This window comes from Streptococcus sp. AM43-2AT, assembly GCF_003603405.1.
Lineage (GTDB): Bacteria > Bacillota > Bacilli > Lactobacillales > Streptococcaceae > Streptococcus > Streptococcus ilei.
Genome location: NZ_QTND01000001.1, coordinates 872,873 through 890,566 on the forward strand (window position 1 = coordinate 872,873; position 17,694 = coordinate 890,566).

The window sequence follows — 17,694 nt, forward strand, 5'->3', positions numbered from 1 at the left end:
CACTCCTTAATCAAACATATTACCGATTAAATTCTTCATTCGGTCTGTAAAGGTAGTTTTTTCTTCTTGTTTTTGTTCTTCAACTGGATGTTGTTGCTCGACGTTTACTACAGGTTCAATTTCGTCCGGTACATAAGCTGGAACTACTGGTTGCTGTGTTGGGCGTTCGAACTGAATTGGTTGCTGACGAAGACGTTGGTCCCCATGTACAGCAGCCTGAGCAAGAATATCTACATCTGTTAGATTTCCTGCATATTCAGACAAGCTAATCACGTGGGCAAAAGCTGGATTGCGGATACCAATTTGATTTGGAACGTACAATTTCACATTTACACCAAAGACTTCTTGTGCCAACTCTTCAATACCAGGGAGAATAGCGCCACCACCGATGATGACAATTCCTCCAGGCAAATCAAGCAAATGTCTTCTTTCAAGATCTTGTTTGATTTGGTCGAAGATGTGTTTAATCCGAGCTGAAATAATTTCTGCCAAATATTTTTCAGATACTTGAACAGGTTCTACTTCACCAATCACTTCAACATGGAAGACTTCATCACCAACTGCAGGAACATAAGCTGCTCCATAGTTGAACTTCAAACTTTCTGCTAATTTTTGAGAAGTTTTCAATACTTTAGAAATATCCTTAGTAACGTAGTCGCCACCTTCTTGATAGATATTTGTAAATTGAAGTTCTTGATTACGAACAGAAGCTACTGTCGTTTGTCCTCCACCTAAATCAATGACAGTCGCACCAAACTCACGTTCTCCTTCGTTTAATACAGACTTAATCATTGCAAGCGGTGAAATAATGATGTTTTCAACTTGTAAACCAGCACGTTCAACTGTTTTCCGTAAATTATGGAGGACAGTTCTTGGACCAGTATACAAGAGTCCACGCATTTCCAAACGAATCCCCATCATACCACGTGGGTCACGAATTCCTTGGAAACCATCGACTGTGAATTCTTCTGGAATAAAGGTAATGACTTCACGGTCAGGCGTCATACTCTTCGTCAAAGCAGACCTTACAACATTTTCCACGTCTGCATCCGTAATTTCTTTTGAATCACTGGTTACAGGAATCATTCCTTGAGTTGCTTCAATTTGAAGAAGGTTCGCTGGCAATCCAACGTTGACAAGATTGATTGAAATTCCTGCTTTTTCTTCTGCCTGACTTACTGCATTTTTAATCGCATTCGAAGCAGCCTCAATATCAACAATAATTCCATCTTTGACGCCAGCACTTTTCGCATTGCTGACTCCAATTACATTCATTTCTCCATTGACATGTTCTGCCACCAATACTTTTATTGAACTAGTACCGATATCTAAACCTGTAAAAAAGCCGTTTCTAGCCATTACACCAGTCCTCTCTCTTTTGTTTTCCTATACGTCAGTTAGTAGCTCCATTTAGTTAGAACTATCCAAATTTCATTATAACACAAATATGCCCATAGTGGGCATATTTTCTTCATTTATTTCAGATAATTTATGAGGGCTTACTCAGCGGGAACTTCTTCGTGTTGCTCGGTTACGACTGCACTCTCATCAGAATCTGTCGAGTTGGCGTCCGCTTCCTCCGTTTTGTTCCCTTCTCCTTGCTCTTCTTCTTTCTTTTCCTGAGCTAAAGTGGCCATGGTTTCTGCATTATAACTGTATATACCCGCTTCCATGTCAATGACACTGTCATCTTCAATCAGTTTACGAATCTTATCGTAATAAGGCAATTTTCGCTTGATCTGAGATACAGGCACTAAAACCTTGGTGCCATCCTTCATGGTTAGCGTCACCAAATCCTTAGTCACCTTGCTCGGTGTCAAGTCCACTGACTCAATTTTATCTCGTACAGAAGATGGTATTTTCCCGAGTTGTTTGACAAATTGTCGGACCAATTCTCGATCAGAAAAACGAACGCTTAGGTAAGACTTGGGAAGCTGATCCGTAGCAACCGGTGTCTCCACGACTTCCCCATTCTCTAAAATGGGATAGTGATCTTCCTCAGTCACATAGTAACCAAAAACCTGGTATTCCTCAACCTGAACCTTGAAAGTCGTAGGGAAGGCATAAGTCATTGAAATATCCTTGACCCAGGGGCTCGCTGCCTTCATATTAGCAAGATAACGATCCCGATTTAAGAAAGTTGTCAAGGTATAATCCCGATCTTGGATGCGACTTTTTTCGAACAACAGGGTCTGATCCGCATTTTTATTCCCTGAAAATTCGATCACTTTTTGCTTCGCTAGGGGTGTTAAAAGATAGGCAGAAAAGAGAGCAATAAGGGTACTGATAACCAAAACTGGAATAGCTCTGTAGATGTGACGTCTCGCAACTTGGCCTTCCTTTTTAGCCTTCTTCGCTAGTTCCTCTTCTTCGAACATAGCTTCTGAAGCTTCTGTTAGGTAGATGATTTTTTCTTCTTCAGCATCTTCTTCTGTTTCTTCAGGAAGAGTTTCTTGCAATTCCTCCTCAGCTACATCGGCCGCATTCTCATCTTCCTCTTCATCTATAGTCTCAGCGTCTTGCTCTACGGCATCTAGATCTTCAGAGGGAGTTTTTTGATTCAGAAGTTCTTGTCTTTCCTTCTCTTCTTGTGCTTTCTTTTCTTTTTCTTCTTGCTCTTCTAATTGTTTTTTCTTTTGATACTCCTGGTTTCGTCTCTGCCACTCAGAGAGCTTAGTGACTTCCTTAGGAGTTTTTTGGTTCTTCTTATCCGTCATTTTTTCCTTTTATTAATTTCTTGATGGACCAGACTGTAAAATTCATCCAAGGAAAGCAGCTCATTCGAAGACTTCATCGCTTGATGATAGCTTTCTGCCCCTTGGAACATTTTATCCATCGTATTTTGCAAACGATCCATGCTCAATTCTGGCTCAGCGATGGTTTCTGCATAACCTTTCTCAACGAAATATTGAGCGTTTTCGATCTGATCTCCCCGACTAGCTTCTTTCCCTAGAGGAACGATGATATGTAGCTTATTCATGGCCAAGAGTTCAAAAATCGTATTGGCACCACCACGAGTTACCACTAGGTCTGCCTTTTGGAGTAATGGAAGATAGTGATCTGTCACGTAATCCACGCGGTAAAGATGAGGAGCTTGCTCATTTAAGGAGGAGTCCCCTGTCAAATTAATGACGTTGTAGCTTGCCAACAAGGCTTCTCGATTATTTGTAACAAACTCATTGAACACTCGTGCACCAGCAGAGCCCCCCACAAAGAGAAGGGTTGGCAACTGTGAATCAAATTGAGCAAATACTGCTTCTAATTCTACTGGGGTTGGAACTTGTCCCTGATGAACCTTGGTCACAGCTCCTACATGTTGGGCTTTGACTAGGCTTTTCGGTTGCTCAAAGGTCGTGAACATTTTCGTCGCAAACTTATAAGCAATTTTGTTAGCTAAGCCCATGGAACGGTCTGATTCGTGTACCAATACAGGTACGAAACAAAGTCGTGCAGCCACTACCGGAGGAACCGAAACGAAGCCTCCTTTAGAAAACAAGACCTGTGGCCGTACACACAGCATGATCCAAATCGATTGGAGAATCCCCCAGAAGACCTTGAAGACATCCAACATATTTTGCCAAGAGAAATAACGGCGCAACTTACCCGTCGCAATCGAGTGGAAATGAATGTCCAGGCCAGACTTCAAAATCTCTTGGTGCTCAATTCCCTTCTTATCCCCAATATAATGAACTTCCCAACCGTCCTCGATAAAGCGAGGGATAAGGAGAAGGTTCAAGGTGACGTGGCCAACTGTACCTCCCCCTGTGAATACTATTTTTTTCATATTATTTTTTCAACTCTTCTACTGTTTTTAGGAACTCATCGCCCCGCACTTCAAAATTCGCATACATATCCCAGCTGGCATTGGCTGGACTAAACAAGACGATATCGCCTGACTCAGCTATTTCAAGGGCTTTGCGCGTTGCGTCCGCCACATCCGTCGCATCTAGATAGGCCACACCCGCTTGATCCGCTGCCCGTTTCACCCGTTCAGCAGACTCTCCGAGGATGACCATTTTTTTTAGACCGGTAATATCTGGCACCAATTCATCAAATTCATTGCCTCGGTCCAAACCACCAGCGATTAAGATGACATGAGCGTTATCAAATCCAGACAAGGCTTTTTGGGTTGCTAAGATATTGGTAGACTTACTATCATTGTAGAATTTCACCCCTTCAATCTCAGCCACATACTGCAAGCGGTGCTTCACCCCGCCAAAGGCAGATAAGGTTTCTTGGATTGTTTGATTGTCAATGCCACGAAGTTTGGCCACTGCAATGGTAGCTAAGGCGTTTTCTACATTGTGGCTACCTGGTACACCGATTTGATCTGCTCGCATAACGGCTTCACCTCGGAAGTAAAGGACACCATCCTCTAAATAAGCTCCGTCCACCTTTTCTTGAGTTGAAAATGGCACCACAGTAGCCTGCGTTTGCTTAGCCAAATCTTTAGCGAGATCTTGGTTAAAGTTCAGTACCACAAAATCCTTGGCAGTCATATTCTTTTGAATAGCCCATTTTGCAGCTACATAACCTTCGAAGGATCCATGATAATCCAAGTGGGTTGGCATGAGATTAGTAATCACTGCGATTTCTGGATGGAAGGCTTCAATTCCCATCAATTGGAAAGAAGATAATTCCATCACCAATGTGTCTTTAGCTGTCGCTGTTTGAGCGACTTGACTAGCTGGAAAACCAATATTCCCAGACAAAAGACCATTTTGTCCAGCGGCAGTTAACACTTCCCCAATCATGGTAGTGGTGGTTGTCTTTCCATTTGAACCAGTGATGCCGATGATCGGCGCTTCTGAAATGAGGTAAGCCAATTCAACCTCAGTCAAAACAGGGATGCCTTTTTCAAGGGCCCGTTGGACCATGGGATTCGTGTATGGAATTCCAGGATTCTTCACCATCACCGCAAAGTCTTCATCCAAGAGTTCCAGAGGATGTCCTCCTGTCACGACTTTGATTCCTTCTTCCAGCAAACTCTGGGCTGCAGGATTTTCTTCAAAGGCTTTTCCATCATTCACCGTTACGATGGCTCCTAAGCGATCTAGTAAACGTGCTGCAGATTCTCCGGATTTCGCCAATCCTAAAACAAGGACTTTTTTATTTTTAAATGTTTCAATGATGTTCATAGCTTTTTTACTCCAATTTGTTCACCTTCTATTTTACCCTTTTTTAGACAATTTAAAAAGCCTTAAGACAGCAAAAGAAGCAACACCTTACAAAAATGACCTCTTCCCCTTCTTTCATAAAAAAGTCGCCATGATTTTACATCACAACGACTCTATTTCTGGAGTAAAAATCTCCAGTTTATTCTGATTTATCCAAGCGTTTAGAAGACTTGGTTGGCAACCGCGAGATATCAACAAGGGCCAGGTAGCCTACAAAAGCAAGGAAGGCACCAACAAAAAATTCTGAAGGTAATTGGAAGATTTGGAAAATTGCTAAGCAAAGCAGAATCACCAAAGAGACCAATAATACGACCAGGGTTACTACATTCAGAGTTCCTCTAATACTCTTTGGAGCTGCAAAAAGATAAAAAAGGAGGATCAAAATACCTATAATTAAATAAACCATTTTGTCACTCCTTTCTTATTTCTTATTCAGCTGCAGCTGATTTTTTCTTTTTGTTTGCTTTTTCGCGCTCTGCTTTGTTGAGGATTTGCTTACGCAAACGAATAGATTCTGGCGTTACTTCCATGTACTCATCGTCATTCAAGAACTCAAGTGATTCTTCAAGAGTCAAGATACGAGGAGTCTTGATAACCGCTGTTTGGTCCTTAGTAGCTGAACGGACATTGGTCATTTGTTTAGCCTTGGTGATGTTAACGGTCAAGTCATTTTCACGAGAGTTTTCACCGATAATCATTCCTTCGTAAACCTCAGTACCTGGGTTGACAAAGATCGTACCGCGTTCTTCGATAGACATGATTGCGTAAGTTGTTGCCTTACCAGCATCGATAGAAACGAGGGCACCACGGTGACGTCCTCCGATTTCACCTGGAATCAATGGCAAGTATTGATCGAAAGTATGGTTCATGATCCCGTAACCACGAGTCATTGACAAGAACTCAGTTGAGTAGCCAATCAAACCACGCGCAGGAACAAGGAAGACCAAACGAGTTTGACCATTTCCAGTAGCCACCATATCCAACATCTCACCCTTACGTTCAGAAAGGCTTTGGATAACAGATCCTTGGTATTCTTCCGGTGTGTCGATTTGCACACGCTCAAATGGTTCACATTTGACACCATCGATTTCCTTGATGATCACTTCTGGTCGAGATACTTGAAGCTCATAACCTTCACGACGCATGGTTTCGATCAAGATTGACAAGTGCAATTCTCCACGTCCTGAAACGGTCCATTTATCTGGTGAATCTGTTGGATCTACACGAAGTGAAACGTCCGTTTGCAACTCAGCTTGAAGGCGCTCTTCAACCTTACGAGAAGTGACCCATTTTCCTTCACGACCAGCAAATGGTGAGTTGTTTACCAAGAAGGTCATTTGAAGAGTTGGCTCATCGATGTGAAGAACTGGCAATGCCTCAACTGCGTCTGTAGGAGTAATCGTTTCCCCAACGAAGATATCTTCCATACCTGAAACGGCAATCAAGTCACCAGCTTTTGCTTCTTGGATTTCACGACGTTCCAAACCAAAGAAACCGAAGAGTTTGGTCACACGGAAGTTCTTGGTTGTACCGTCCAATTTAGAAAGGGTAACTTGGTCACCAACTTTTACTGTCCCACGGAAGACGCGACCGATACCAATACGACCTACGAAGTCATTATAGTCCAAGAGTGACACTTGGAATTGAAGAGGCTCATCTGAGTTATCAACTGGAGCAGGAATGTGGTCAATAATGGTATCAAAAATTGGCGCCATCGTCTTTTCTTGGTCTGCTGGATCATCTGACAATGAAGATGTTCCGTTGATAGCTGATGCATAAACAACTGGGAAGTCAAGCTGGTCATCATCCGCACCAAGCTCGATGAAAAGTTCCAAGACTTCATCTACGACTTCTGCAGGACGAGCTGATGGCTTATCGATTTTGTTAACGACAACGATCGGCACAAGGTCTTGTTCCAAGGCTTTTTTCAATACGAAACGAGTCTGTGGCATAGTCCCTTCGTAAGCATCTACGACCAAAACAACACCGTCAACCATTTTCATGATCCGCTCAACTTCTCCACCGAAGTCCGCGTGTCCTGGCGTGTCCATGATATTAATACGAGTTCCGTTGTAGGCAACTGCTGTATTTTTCGCAAGGATAGTGATTCCACGCTCTTTTTCGATATCGTTTGAGTCCATAGCACGCTCTGCCAACTCTGTACGCGCGTCAAGAGTTTCAGATTGTTTCAATAATTCGTCAACAAGGGTTGTTTTTCCGTGGTCGACGTGGGCGATAATCGCGATATTACGGATATCTTCTCTTAATTTTGTCATGATTTCCTCTATAGTATTCAAAAATTTATTTTCTAACTGAGCAATTATACCACAATTTTAAGCAAATGGCATGACTCAGACAAGTGTAAATGTTTTCATGCTTTCTTTCGAAAATCTTCTTTCTCATTCCCACTCCTAACCACTCTATTCATGAAAATTTTTCAAGTCTTCAATCTCTTTTCCTCACCCTTTTTCCGAATACTTGTGATTCTCTCCATTTCATGCTATCCTGTTTTTTATGAGATTAGATCAATTACTGGCCCACTACCAAATTCCTCGTAAGGAAATCAAACAGAGCCTGGCTAAAAGGCAGATTCTAGTCGACAGACTTGCCGCAACAAAATTATCCCAAAATGTAGATACAGGTCTCCAAGAAGTTCGCTGGAAAAATCGGGTCCTTACCGACTGTTCCCATCATTATTTTCTTCTCCACAAGCCCCAAGGGCTGGTGACAGCTACCAAGGATGCTCAGCATCCTACAGTGCTGGACCTCCTTCGAGCAGAAGACCGAACACCCAATACCTATCCTATCGGCCGGCTAGATCGGGATACTACCGGTCTGCTCTTACTCACAGACAATGGACCGCTAGGTTTCCAACTCCTTCATCCCCGATACCATATCGAAAAAGAATACGCAGTAACAGTTAACGGCCCTCTCGAACCCGCTCATATCGATCGTTTTCAAGAAGGGATCACTTTTTTAGATGGGACCAGGTGTAAGCCTGCCAAACTAAAAATCCTTACCTCCAGTCCCAAAGAAAGCCGAGCACTAGTCACCCTGTCTGAAGGGAAATTCCATCAGGTAAAAAAAATGTTCCTCTCAGTCGGTGTCAAGGTCACTGCTCTAAAACGAGTTCAGTTTGGGGATTTTACATTAGATTCAGAGCTAGAAGAGGGTCAATATCGCCCTTTGAACCAAGATGAATTACAGATTATTAAAAACTACTTAGAAAACAGTTGCTAAAACAAAAAAGCTTTAGTTTTAAAGCTTTTTTTGTTTTAATTAATCCCCGAAAGTTGTGAGATAAACACGAGACAGAAAATTACAGAAAGCACAATCCCTACAATAGAGAGCATTATTTCTGTCGTATAGTCTAGTCCAGACTCTTTTTGATTTAAAATAGCCGAGCCCAAACCAAAAACACCAAAAATAATACTGATCAATGGAAATATAAAGGCAACTATGATAGATATGATACCCAAAACAAATGAGGCATTGTTCTTTTCTTGCAATTTCTAGAAACTCCTTAAAATTAATATCATTTTATTATGATACATCAAGCATCTTTAGCAACATTTTCCTTGATCTTAACTAGTCTTTACCTTTCCATCCCATGAATCCAAACCGTAGGACAAGATATAGATATCTTTATAGCCTTGTTTTTTCAAGAAGAGGGCCGCATTAGTCACACGGGAACCACGACTGTTCTCATAAAGCAAGACTGGTTTATCTTTTCGAAGAGCCGCCAAGCTCACTTTCAATTGGTTGGATGGAATGTTCCGAGCCCCTAAAATATGCTTAGCGTGGAATTCATTCGGATCACGCAAGTCTACTAATTGGCCTTTGCGGATCAATTCTTCAAACTCTACATTGTCCACAATTTTTGCAGCACGACGGATACGGAAGTAATTGTAACCCATCCAGCCGAACATTGCTAAAACAATCAACCATACTAAAATATTTACTAAACTCACTTTTCTTTATCCTCTTCTAAATAACGTAATTCCTGTGCGTGTTCTCTGCGTAAGACAGCTTCTGCTTCTAGATAATCCAATTTTTCCATCAGCCCAGCGTCATAGATCCTTTTCAATTCAATCTTCATCAATTCGATGTCGTAAAGCCGTTTTCCGACATAAATGATGATTCCAAATTTTTTCAGAAATTGTTGAACATCGTACAGGGTTTTCATGTGCTTATTCTATCAAATCTTTCAAGTATTTTCAAGATGGTCCCTGTTTTATTTACAGGAAAAATCTCCTCCAAACAAAAACGAGCCTCCCAATCAAGGAAGGCTCATTTGTTTATTTTCAGATTACAAACCTGGTGCTTGACCTAATTCAGCGGCAATCATCCAGATATGTTTTTCCAATTCAGCTTTTGCACCGACAAAGATATCGTTGGTCACATCATCTCCTTCAGCGTCTGTGATATCCAAGGCTTTTTGATAAAGACTTACCAAATAGCGGAAGATAGAAAGGACACGTCCCAAATTTTCTTCCATAGAGCGTTCAAATGAACCTTTTTCTTCTTGGATATTGCTGTGTTCCAAGAACTCAACCATGCTAGCATATGGGGCACCACCCAAGGTAATCAAGCGTTCACTCACTTCATCAAGAGTCGCATCCAAGCTTTCCATGTACTCATCCATTTTTGGATGCCATACGAGGAAGCCACGACCACGCATATACCAATGTACTTGGTGCAAGGCAATATGAGCGACATAAAGGTCTGCCACCACTTGATTCAAAACCGCTTTTGTATCGGTTAAACTCTTGCTTACTTCACTGATGGTTGCAAATGTTGCTACGTCTTTTGCTGCTTCTTTTTTGATTGTTGTCATAAATAAATTCTCCTTTTTTAGAATTATTCTAATTTAGTTATATTATAATCCTTCTAATTAAGAAATGCAAGAGAAAATGCTTAAATAAGAAAAGTTAGAAAATTGTTTCATTTCTAATCGTTATTAGTCATCTTTTTTACGAATACTATAAGTATGATCAACTTTTATTTTTTTACAGTCGGTTCCTGTATTGCCTCCTTTTTAGGACTCGTCATCGACCGCTTTCCAGAAAGCTCCATCATTCGTCCAAGAAGCCATTGCGACCATTGCCAACAGACCTTGAGACCTCTGGACCTGATTCCTATCCTCTCACAAGTCCTCTTTCGATTCCGTTGTCGCTATTGCCAGAGCCCGCTTCCTTATTGGTATGCTCTCTTTGAAGCCTGGTCTGGCCTCCTTTTTTTGCTGTGCTATCAGGGCCTTCTTCCTATTTCTCATCTTTTCGTTCTGCTTGGTAGTTGTGTTTTGGCCATCTACGATTTGCGCTCCATGGAGTATCCGCTTCTCCTCTGGCTGGTGCTCCACGCTCTTTGCCTGTTTTTCACCAGCCCTACCCTCTTGATGGGAGTCTTTCTCTTCTTAGGAGTCCTGTCAGCTGTTTACTCCATCGGCATTGGAGCAGGGGACTTTCTCTTACTAGCTACTTTTTCTTTGACCCTCTCAGCTGTCCAAGTCCTCCTCGTCATGCAAGGGGCTTCCCTCATTGGTCTCCTGGTCTTCCTCTTAAAAAAAGAAAAAGACCGGATTCCTTTTGTTCCCTGTCTTTTTCTGAGTTATCAGGCTTTACTGTTTTTTACAATTTTTAGCAGATAAGATTTCTTATTTTGTAGCTTTGGCTTCTAGATAATCGGCAATCGCAGCCACGTCCTTATCCCCACGTCCAGAAACATTGATGATGATGATCTTATCTTTGTCCAATTGTGGAGCACGTTTAACAGCTTCTGCAATGGCATGTGAACTTTCAATAGCTGGGAGGATTCCCTCTGTCTTACTGAGAAGAAGAAGAGCTTGAACGGCTTCATCATCTGTCGCCGCCACATATTCGACACGACCAGAGTCTTTAAAGAAGGCATGCTCTGGACCAACTCCTGGATAGTCCAAACCGGCAGAGATCGAATACACTGGTGCTACTTTTCCATCTTCACCAAAGACCGCATAAGTCTTCATTCCATCGACAACACCAACAGTCCCCTTGGTCATGGTTGCTGCGTGCTGATCTGTATCCAAGCCATGTCCAGCAGCTTCAACACCGACCAATTTGACTTCCTCATCGCCCACATATTGGGAGAAGGCACCAATGGCATTGGATCCACCACCGACACAGGCAATGACATAGTCCGGCAAACGACCTTCTTTTTCCAAGATTTGACGTTTAGATTCTTCACTGATGATTTTTTGGAATTCATGCACAATGGTTGGGTAAGGGTGAGGGCCAACAGCAGAACCCAAGACATAAAAAGCATCTAGATCCGCCATCCATGCTCCAAAAGCAGCATCTACGGCGTCTTTCAAGGTCTTCGTACCTGTTTCAACGGCATGAACGGTTGCCCCCATCATTTCCATGCGAAAGACATTGAGACGTTGGCGTTCAACGTCTTCTGCCCCCATGTAGACATCACAGGCCATACCGAACTTAGCTGCCGCAGCTGCTGTAGCTACACCATGTTGACCGGCTCCTGTTTCAGCAATCACGCGGGTTTTGCCCATGCGCTTAGCCAAGAGGATTTGCCCCAAGACGTTATTCAATTTATGCGAACCTAGGTGATTCAGGTCTTCACGTTTCAAATAAATTTTCGCCCCACCTAAATGCTCTGTCAAACTTTCCGCAAAGTAGAGCGGTGTCTCCCGTCCAGAATAATCTTTCAGATAATGTTTATATTCTGCGATAAATTCTGGGTCATTTTTGTACTGTTCAAAGGTTACCTCTAATTGATCGAGCAAGTTTTGAATAGGTTCTGGTACGAAAGACCCACCAAATTGTCCGAAATAGCCTTTTGTTTCTGTCATGATTGTGTCCTCTTTTCTATATCTTCAATTCTGTTTATGATCTTTTTCTCTCTCTGGTCCTTTGAGCTGCAGTCTCACAGGGTCCTTTTGAGATACAAAAAACCTCACACAGAAAAATCTGTGTGAGGACGATTCGATACCGCGGTGCCACCTCAATTGTAGGAAGACATACTTTCTCCTACATCTCTGACCTGTCTAGCAACAGGCTGCACGATAAGGTGTGCTCACCGAATTTTTATTGTTTCAAATTCATCATCATAAACGCATCAGCCCATTTCAAGATCCACCACTGCTTGTTCACAATGACCACAAGCTCCCTGGAAGTGAGAAAAATCTCTACTTTTCTGATGTCTTGAAGCTATTATAGCTTCCTACCTATCGTTTGTCAACCCAAAATTTGAAATCGTCTTCAATCGTTCGGATTTTAGACCAAACTAAGATGGCTTGTCCTTACTCATAGAAGCTTGTAGCCATTTAAAACACAGATAGGCTAGGTAGCCTCCCAGGGTATTGGTCCACAGATCATCTATCTCAAATACCCGATTGAAATCAAACAAGAGGTCTAGGACAATCTGACTGAGCTCGATCCATAAACTCATCCCTAGACTAAAGCAAAGGACGCGTTTCCGAGTGCCTAGCCAAGGCCAGAGCCAAAGCAGCTGAAAGACCAAAGGGAATAAGAGAAAGATGTTGGCTATATTTTGTACAAACACCTTGATCAGCTGGACCAGGCTGGTCACTTGAGCTAGGTTGATGAGGGAATTAAAGGGAACCAGCAATACGACTACTCGCCCAAAATGTTGGATACCAGGTGTTTCCATTCCTGGTTCAGGCCGTTGGGGGAGAAAACACATGAGACAGAGCAAGACAAAATAGAAGAAACTGCCACCTAGTAGCAGTTGTCTTCCTTTATTTGTTAATTGACCTTGTTCTATCAGCCCGTTGTTACGGTTGAACTTGTTCAACAATGGCTTTCTCCCGGTCTCTCTTCATCGTATTGGAACGCAATTGGCCACAAGCAGCATCAATATCCGTACCATGCTCTTGACGAACCACGCAGTTGACTCCGTTTTTCTTCAAGGTGTCATAAAAGGCCATCACGCGCTCTCTTGGACTCCGGCTATACTGATCATGCTCACTAACTGGGTTGTAAGGAATCAAGTTTACATAAGATAACTTCTTGATCTTTTTAAGGAGTTCTGCCAATTCTAAGGCTTGTTCGACACCATCATTGACTTCATTAAGCATGATGTACTCGAAGGTTACCCGGCGGTTGGTCGTTTCAATATAGTACTCAATAGCCGCAAATAATTTCTCGATTGGGAAAGCGCGGTTGATTTTCATGATGCTGGAACGCAAGTCATTATTTGGAGCATGAAGTGATACCGCCAAGTTGACCTGAACCCCTTCATTAGCAAAATCACGAATCTTATGAGCCAAGCCAGAAGTTGAAACGGTAATGTGGCGGGCACCGATAGCCAGTCCCTTGTCATCATTGACCGTACGGACAAAGCTCAAGACATTCTTGTAGTTATCAAACGGCTCACCAATTCCCATCACAACGATGTGGCTGACGCGTTCATCTTGACCACGCTCGTCAAAGTACTTTTGAACTAGCATGATTTGGGCAACGATTTCCCCACTGTTCAAGTCGCGTTGCTTCTTGATCAAACCAGATGCACAGAAGGTACACCCGATGTTGCAGCCTACCTGAGTGGTGACACAGACTGACAAGCCATAATGTTGGCGCATCAAAACTGTCTCGATCAACATGCCATCTGGCAATTCAAAGAGGTATTTGACAGTCCCATCTGCTGATTCTTGCACGATCCGTTGTTTCAAAGGATTGATCACGAACTGGTCATTCAACGTTTCGATCAAGCCCTTAGATAGGTTGGTCATTTCTTCAAATGACTGGACGCGTTTCCTATAAAGCCATTCCCAGATTTGGGTTGCTCGGAATTTCTTTTCACCATGTTCTTCTGCCCACTCGATCAGTTCTTGTCGAGTCAGACCATAAATTGAAGGTTTCATCTTATCTCTTTTCTCTCTTTACTTTTGACGGATGACAAAGTGGCGTTCTTGCTCACCCTGTACATCTTTTTTCCTAGACCGCTGACGGTTCTTTTTCTTTGGTTGAGAAGCCTTTTGTTTTTGCTCTTGTTCACGTTCCCGTGGCTGATTTTTGGAACGATTTCGGCGATTTTGACGACCGCCACGCTTAGCAGAACGGTTGCCCTCTTCCTGTTGTTTTGGAGAAGATTTCTTGTCAAAGGATGCTCGACGGGGTTCTGCATTTTCTAGGACAAAATAAGCACAACCATAGCTACAGTATTCTAGTAAATAATCTTCTAGACGACTGATTTTCTCTGCATCTGTAACCGGACGATCGTCCTTATAGAAGCCACGCAGACGCAACTGTTCATTGCTCCAATCACCGACAATATAATCAAACTTGGTTAAAATCTCTGAAAAACGCTGACCAAAGACCGTAGCATCAAAGGCATCATTTTGATTCTCAACCAGCTCAAATATCAATTGTTCTGCTAGCACTTGATTGCCAACCAGACGAAATTCCGGTCCAGGATATTTATTATAATTAAATAATTCAGGGGATATTTCTTTGCGCATAGCCTTCCTTTATTCATACCTTTAGTTGTAACACTTTATTTTATCATAAATCCCTATCTTTAGATAGAATTTCAACAGAAAAGAGAAAATCTGTAAAAAGTCTGACGATTTAATTTACTTCTTCTTCCTATCTTATCAGAAAAGCAGACTTTAGAATGTAGACAAATTTTTTACAGAAAATAACTAGGCGATTCTTCAAAAAAAGGATTCTATTTTTTGAGTCATTTAAGCGGATCTAAAACTTTCCGCTGTGAGAAAAGTGCCTGAAACCTAATTGTTTCAGGCACTCGGGAGTTTTGAGACCCTAGGCTCAAAACTAAGTCATGAAACTTCGTAGAAGTTCGCTGACGTCCGTACTCACCTAAGGAAAGTTTTTTAGAAGACTCTATTTTCATTTTGAACGTAAAAAGGAGGCTGGGACAAAAGTCCTAGCCTCTCAATTATCTTTGGATTGTCGAGCAAGACGCTGTGGTTGAGTGGGCTCTACTACGCTGATTTCATCAGCTTTTACACCCCTACTCAACTGTGCGGAGGTGAGACGACGAAATCGAATTCTAACGATTTACCGATTTCTGTCCCACTCTCCTATGAATGTTCATCACGTGATGTGAGGGGTAAATAAAGAGTGATTTTCGTATAGCTATTAGCCTTAGAATCAATCTCCATATGATAGCTAGCCCCAAACTGTAACCGCAAGCGTTGTTCCACATTTTTCAAACCAACGCCTCCTAGTCGAAGAAGAGTTTGGTCTGTCGACTCAGACAAGGCAAAGCCTCGTCCATTATCGTAAATCGTCAGGACCACTTGTTCTTCTCTGATTTCCGAAGTGACTCGTATCACGCCCGGCCGATCCATCTCCTTGATGCCGTGATAGATGGCATTTTCCACTAAGGGTTGTAGGACCAGTTTAGGAAGCTGATAATCTCCCAACGTCCCCTCTTCTAAAATTTCATAATTCAACTTATCCCCATAGCGTTGTTTCTGAATGAAGAGATACTGGCGCACATGGTCTATTTCATCCTGAAGCCTAATTTGTTCTTGTCCTTGATTGAGAGCAAGGCGGAAATATTTGGCTAGGGACTTAGTCAGGTCAACCACGCGCTGACCATCATTAAACTCAGCCATCCAGACAATGGTATCCAAGGTATTATAGAGGAAATGTGGATTGATCTGGGCTGAAAGAGCTCGCAGTTCATAGCGTCGTGCATTTTGTTCCTCTTCTTTAACCAATTGCATAAGGTTTTCAATTTGATCCAACATACGGTTGAAGGCTTGAGCAAGATCTACCAATTCAGGCGATCCCTTGGTGGTCGCCCGCAAGTGGGAATCACCAGCTCCTATTTTCAGAATGACAGCCTGCAAGTCTTGTAGAGGTTTAATCCACAAGCGCAGAATGAACCAGATCCCCAGCCAGCACATGATGAGGACGAGAGCCCCTAAACCTATAAAGGAATAGAGCATCTGTGACTGAAGCATCTGGAGACCTTCCAGAGAAGCCACTCCAATTAAGGTCCAATCACTCTCTGGTATAGCAATTTGGTAGACAAAGTTCTGCCCCTTTTGGGCATAGCCATCCTTGACAGCAATATAGGGTTGCATGGCCTGCATTTCCTGACTGGAAGAATAGACTGCCTTTTTAGGATGGTAGACAAATTCATGCTTCTGATTGACGATGAAACTAAAGCCTTTTTTGCCTAGCTGAAGATGATCTAGATAAGCCTCTAGACTTTGATAACCAATATCTAGACGCAAAACTCCTAGATTTTGACCAGAAGCATCCGCCACTTCCTGGGTGATGGAAATCACCCACTTGTCCTTCTCTGAAGACAAGGATTCCTTCCGGGCTGGCGTCAAGACAGGAATGCCCCTCTCCTTGATTGCCTCCTGATACCAGCTTTCGTTCATCATATCCGATGAGGTCTGCATGCTAATTTGAGAATCCGTAGCAACGAGGCGTCCATCCTTGGTCACCAAGACAGCCGAAACCAGATCTGGGTCTGTCTCAATAATGGTTCGCATCAGACTTTGAACGGCTTCTGGGCTCTCCTCCTTGTCTTGAGCAAACTGACGAATGGTCTCTTCTTTGCTGAGGACCGAGGTGGTCTGCTTCAATTTTTTCAGATAGGAGGTGATAAACTGACTACTCTGGTCGATACTATTGCGGGTTGTTCGCTCCGTCAGTTGGCCAATGGTTGCTGAGCTAGTTTGATAGTATAGACTACCGACTAAACCCAAGAGCAAAAGAATGAAGACAAATACATAGACAATCAGCTGAATCAGCAAAGGGTATCGTTTCATTCATACTCTCCTTTTTTGTATTGTCTTGGGGTTACACCGACTACTTGTTTAAAGCGTTGAGAAAAATAGTTCATATCTTCAAAGCCAACCTGGTCTGCAATCTCATAAATCTTGAGATCAGTCGTCAAGAGTAAAAGTTTGGCCTTCTTCATCCGTTCTTGGATCAAGTATTCTTGAAAAGGAAGTCCCAATGTTTTCTTGATTAGGACACTCAGATAAGAGGGACTAAAACCCAGTTGAAGAGCCAAGTCCTTGAGGGTTAATCGGGAATCTGCTAAGCGGGAATGAATAGCCTCTTCCAACTCTGTCGAATGCCCCTGATCCACCAAGGTTTCAACCTGGGCTTTCTTTCCTTCCTCGTCTAGCTTATTCTTGACTTTCTCCAGCATCTCTTCAATATCCGCTTTTGAAAAGGGCTTGAGGAGATAGTCATCTGCTCCGAGTCGAATGGCTTTCTGAGCAAACTCAAAATCATCATAGCCTGTTAGAAAGATGATATGGCAGGACGGGGCTTTCTCTCGGACCAGTTGGGCCAAATCTAAGCCATTCAACTGTGGCATATTGATATCCGTCAAGAGAAGATCAGCCGGTTGTGATTGAAATTTTTCCCAAGCTATTCGCCCATTTTCCGCTTGGTCAATGACCTTCATCCCAAACTGTTCATAATTCACTAGAGAAGTAAGTCCCTGCCGAACCAGCTCTTCGTCTTCTACAATCATGATTGAATACATGTGTTTCACCTAC

The 17,694-nt window shown here is 42.6% G+C and carries 18 protein-coding genes and 1 other annotated feature; of the genes, 2 read left to right on the plus strand and 16 right to left on the minus strand.

Annotation, left to right across the window (positions count from 1 at the left end; genetic code table 11):
• Positions 1–6 precede the first annotated feature (6 nt).
• The 6 genes from ftsA to typA all read right to left on the minus strand — a co-directional run bounded on the left by ftsA (position 7) and on the right by typA (position 7,453).
• Entirely contained in the window at positions 7–1,359 is a 1,353-nt protein-coding gene (gene ftsA / locus DW930_RS04370; protein ID WP_023026449.1) for a cell division protein FtsA, read from the minus strand.
• A gap of 140 nt (positions 1,360–1,499) precedes the next feature.
• Entirely contained in the window at positions 1,500–2,717 is a 1,218-nt protein-coding gene (locus DW930_RS04375) for a cell division protein FtsQ/DivIB (RefSeq protein ID WP_123159426.1), read from the minus strand.
• The gene (locus tag DW930_RS04380; RefSeq protein WP_123159427.1) at positions 2,714–3,784 is read right to left on the minus strand and encodes a UDP-N-acetylglucosamine--N-acetylmuramyl-(pentapeptide) pyrophosphoryl-undecaprenol N-acetylglucosamine transferase; all 1,071 of its coding nucleotides are present in this window, start codon (positions 3,782–3,784) and stop codon (positions 2,714–2,716) included. The genes DW930_RS04375 and DW930_RS04380 overlap by 4 nt, the downstream gene beginning before the upstream one ends.
• A 1-nt stretch (position 3,785) precedes the next feature.
• On the minus strand, positions 3,786–5,138 hold the full coding sequence (gene murD / locus DW930_RS04385) for a UDP-N-acetylmuramoyl-L-alanine--D-glutamate ligase (RefSeq protein WP_123159428.1): 1,353 nt from the start codon (positions 5,136–5,138) through the stop codon (positions 3,786–3,788).
• A 178-nt stretch (positions 5,139–5,316) separates the two neighbouring features.
• Positions 5,317–5,583 (minus strand): DUF3165 family protein, encoded by a 267-nt coding sequence (locus DW930_RS04390; protein ID WP_023026447.1) that lies wholly within the window; start codon positions 5,581–5,583, stop codon positions 5,317–5,319.
• Positions 5,584–5,605: 22 nt separating this feature from the next.
• The gene (gene typA, locus DW930_RS04395) at positions 5,606–7,453 is read right to left on the minus strand and encodes a translational GTPase TypA (protein ID WP_123159429.1); all 1,848 of its coding nucleotides are present in this window, start codon (positions 7,451–7,453) and stop codon (positions 5,606–5,608) included.
• Between the two features lie 238 nt (positions 7,454–7,691).
• On the opposite strand from typA, the gene DW930_RS04400 reads away from it, so the two are divergent.
• A complete protein-coding gene (locus tag DW930_RS04400) occupies positions 7,692–8,417 on the plus strand; it encodes a 16S rRNA pseudouridine(516) synthase (protein WP_123159430.1) in 726 nt (241 codons plus the stop codon).
• Positions 8,418–8,452: 35 nt separating this feature from the next.
• Here DW930_RS04400 and DW930_RS04405 read toward each other — a convergent pair whose 3' ends face one another.
• The 4 genes from DW930_RS04405 to DW930_RS04420 form a co-directional block, all read right to left on the minus strand.
• A complete protein-coding gene (locus tag DW930_RS04405) occupies positions 8,453–8,686 on the minus strand; it encodes a hypothetical protein (protein ID WP_023022451.1) in 234 nt (77 codons plus the stop codon).
• 75 nt (positions 8,687–8,761) lie between these two features.
• Positions 8,762–9,106 carry a rhodanese-like domain-containing protein gene (locus DW930_RS04410; protein WP_042507500.1) on the minus strand — a complete coding sequence of 115 codons (345 nt, stop codon included), beginning with the start codon at positions 9,104–9,106 and terminating at the stop codon, positions 8,762–8,764.
• A gap of 38 nt (positions 9,107–9,144) precedes the next feature.
• Positions 9,145–9,363, minus strand: a complete 219-nt coding sequence (locus DW930_RS04415) for a YqgQ family protein (protein ID WP_023022447.1) — start codon at positions 9,361–9,363, stop codon at positions 9,145–9,147.
• A gap of 123 nt (positions 9,364–9,486) precedes the next feature.
• Positions 9,487–10,014: a Dps family protein gene (locus DW930_RS04420; protein ID WP_006596795.1), complete on the minus strand. Its 528-nt coding sequence runs from the start codon at positions 10,012–10,014 to the stop codon at positions 9,487–9,489.
• A 153-nt stretch (positions 10,015–10,167) separates the two neighbouring features.
• Between DW930_RS04420 and DW930_RS04425 the strand changes: the two genes are divergently transcribed.
• Positions 10,168–10,827: an A24 family peptidase gene (locus DW930_RS04425; protein WP_042507437.1), complete on the plus strand. Its 660-nt coding sequence runs from the start codon at positions 10,168–10,170 to the stop codon at positions 10,825–10,827.
• 6 nt (positions 10,828–10,833) lie between these two features.
• On the opposite strand, the gene trpB is transcribed toward DW930_RS04425, so the two are convergent.
• The 6 genes from trpB to DW930_RS04455 form a co-directional block, all read right to left on the minus strand.
• On the minus strand, positions 10,834–12,021 hold the full coding sequence (gene trpB / locus DW930_RS04430) for a tryptophan synthase subunit beta (protein WP_123159431.1): 1,188 nt from the start codon (positions 12,019–12,021) through the stop codon (positions 10,834–10,836).
• A 121-nt stretch (positions 12,022–12,142) separates the two neighbouring features.
• Positions 12,143–12,378, minus strand: a binding site (T-box leader).
• Between the two features lie 77 nt (positions 12,379–12,455).
• Positions 12,456–12,989, minus strand: a complete 534-nt coding sequence (locus DW930_RS04435; protein WP_023022440.1) for a VanZ family protein — start codon at positions 12,987–12,989, stop codon at positions 12,456–12,458.
• Entirely contained in the window at positions 12,967–14,055 is a 1,089-nt protein-coding gene (gene rlmN, locus DW930_RS04440; RefSeq protein WP_123159432.1) for a 23S rRNA (adenine(2503)-C(2))-methyltransferase RlmN, read from the minus strand. Before rlmN ends, DW930_RS04435 begins: the two co-directional genes overlap by 23 nt.
• Before the next feature lie 18 nt (positions 14,056–14,073).
• On the minus strand, positions 14,074–14,652 hold the full coding sequence (locus DW930_RS04445; protein WP_123159433.1) for a YutD-like domain-containing protein: 579 nt from the start codon (positions 14,650–14,652) through the stop codon (positions 14,074–14,076).
• A gap of 585 nt (positions 14,653–15,237) precedes the next feature.
• Positions 15,238–16,950, minus strand: coding sequence for a sensor histidine kinase (locus tag DW930_RS04450; RefSeq protein WP_123159434.1), 1,713 nt, complete (start codon positions 16,948–16,950; stop codon positions 15,238–15,240).
• Entirely contained in the window at positions 16,947–17,681 is a 735-nt protein-coding gene (locus DW930_RS04455; RefSeq protein WP_123159435.1) for a response regulator, read from the minus strand. Before DW930_RS04455 ends, DW930_RS04450 begins: the two co-directional genes overlap by 4 nt.
• Positions 17,682–17,694: the final 13 nt, after the last annotated feature.

Bases quoted from the DNA above. Each gene is read 5' to 3' on its own strand.
- murD (WP_123159428.1), bottom strand. From the start codon at position 5,138: ATGAACATCATTGAAACATTTAAAAATAAAAAAGTCCTTGTTTTAGGA.
- DW930_RS04410 (WP_042507500.1), bottom strand. From the start codon at position 9,106: ATGTTCGGCTGGATGGGTTACAATTACTTCCGTATCCGTCGTGCTGCA.
- DW930_RS04455 (WP_123159435.1), bottom strand. From the start codon at position 17,681: ATGTATTCAATCATGATTGTAGAAGACGAAGAGCTGGTTCGGCAGGGA.
- ftsA (WP_023026449.1), bottom strand. From the start codon at position 1,359: ATGGCTAGAAACGGCTTTTTTACAGGTTTAGATATCGGTACTAGTTCA.
- DW930_RS04415 (WP_023022447.1), bottom strand. From the start codon at position 9,363: ATGAAAACCCTGTACGATGTTCAACAATTTCTGAAAAAATTTGGAATC.
- DW930_RS04445 (WP_123159433.1), bottom strand. From the start codon at position 14,652: ATGCGCAAAGAAATATCCCCTGAATTATTTAATTATAATAAATATCCT.
- rlmN (WP_123159432.1), bottom strand. From the start codon at position 14,055: ATGAAACCTTCAATTTATGGTCTGACTCGACAAGAACTGATCGAGTGG.
- DW930_RS04425 (WP_042507437.1), top strand. From the start codon at position 10,168: ATGATCAACTTTTATTTTTTTACAGTCGGTTCCTGTATTGCCTCCTTT.
- DW930_RS04420 (WP_006596795.1), bottom strand. From the start codon at position 10,014: ATGACAACAATCAAAAAAGAAGCAGCAAAAGACGTAGCAACATTTGCA.
- DW930_RS04400 (WP_123159430.1), top strand. From the start codon at position 7,692: ATGAGATTAGATCAATTACTGGCCCACTACCAAATTCCTCGTAAGGAA.
- DW930_RS04380 (WP_123159427.1), bottom strand. From the start codon at position 3,784: ATGAAAAAAATAGTATTCACAGGGGGAGGTACAGTTGGCCACGTCACC.
- DW930_RS04375 (WP_123159426.1), bottom strand. From the start codon at position 2,717: ATGACGGATAAGAAGAACCAAAAAACTCCTAAGGAAGTCACTAAGCTC.
- DW930_RS04450 (WP_123159434.1), bottom strand. From the start codon at position 16,950: ATGAAACGATACCCTTTGCTGATTCAGCTGATTGTCTATGTATTTGTC.
- trpB (WP_123159431.1), bottom strand. From the start codon at position 12,021: ATGACAGAAACAAAAGGCTATTTCGGACAATTTGGTGGGTCTTTCGTA.
- DW930_RS04390 (WP_023026447.1), bottom strand. From the start codon at position 5,583: ATGGTTTATTTAATTATAGGTATTTTGATCCTCCTTTTTTATCTTTTT.
- typA (WP_123159429.1), bottom strand. From the start codon at position 7,453: ATGACAAAATTAAGAGAAGATATCCGTAATATCGCGATTATCGCCCAC.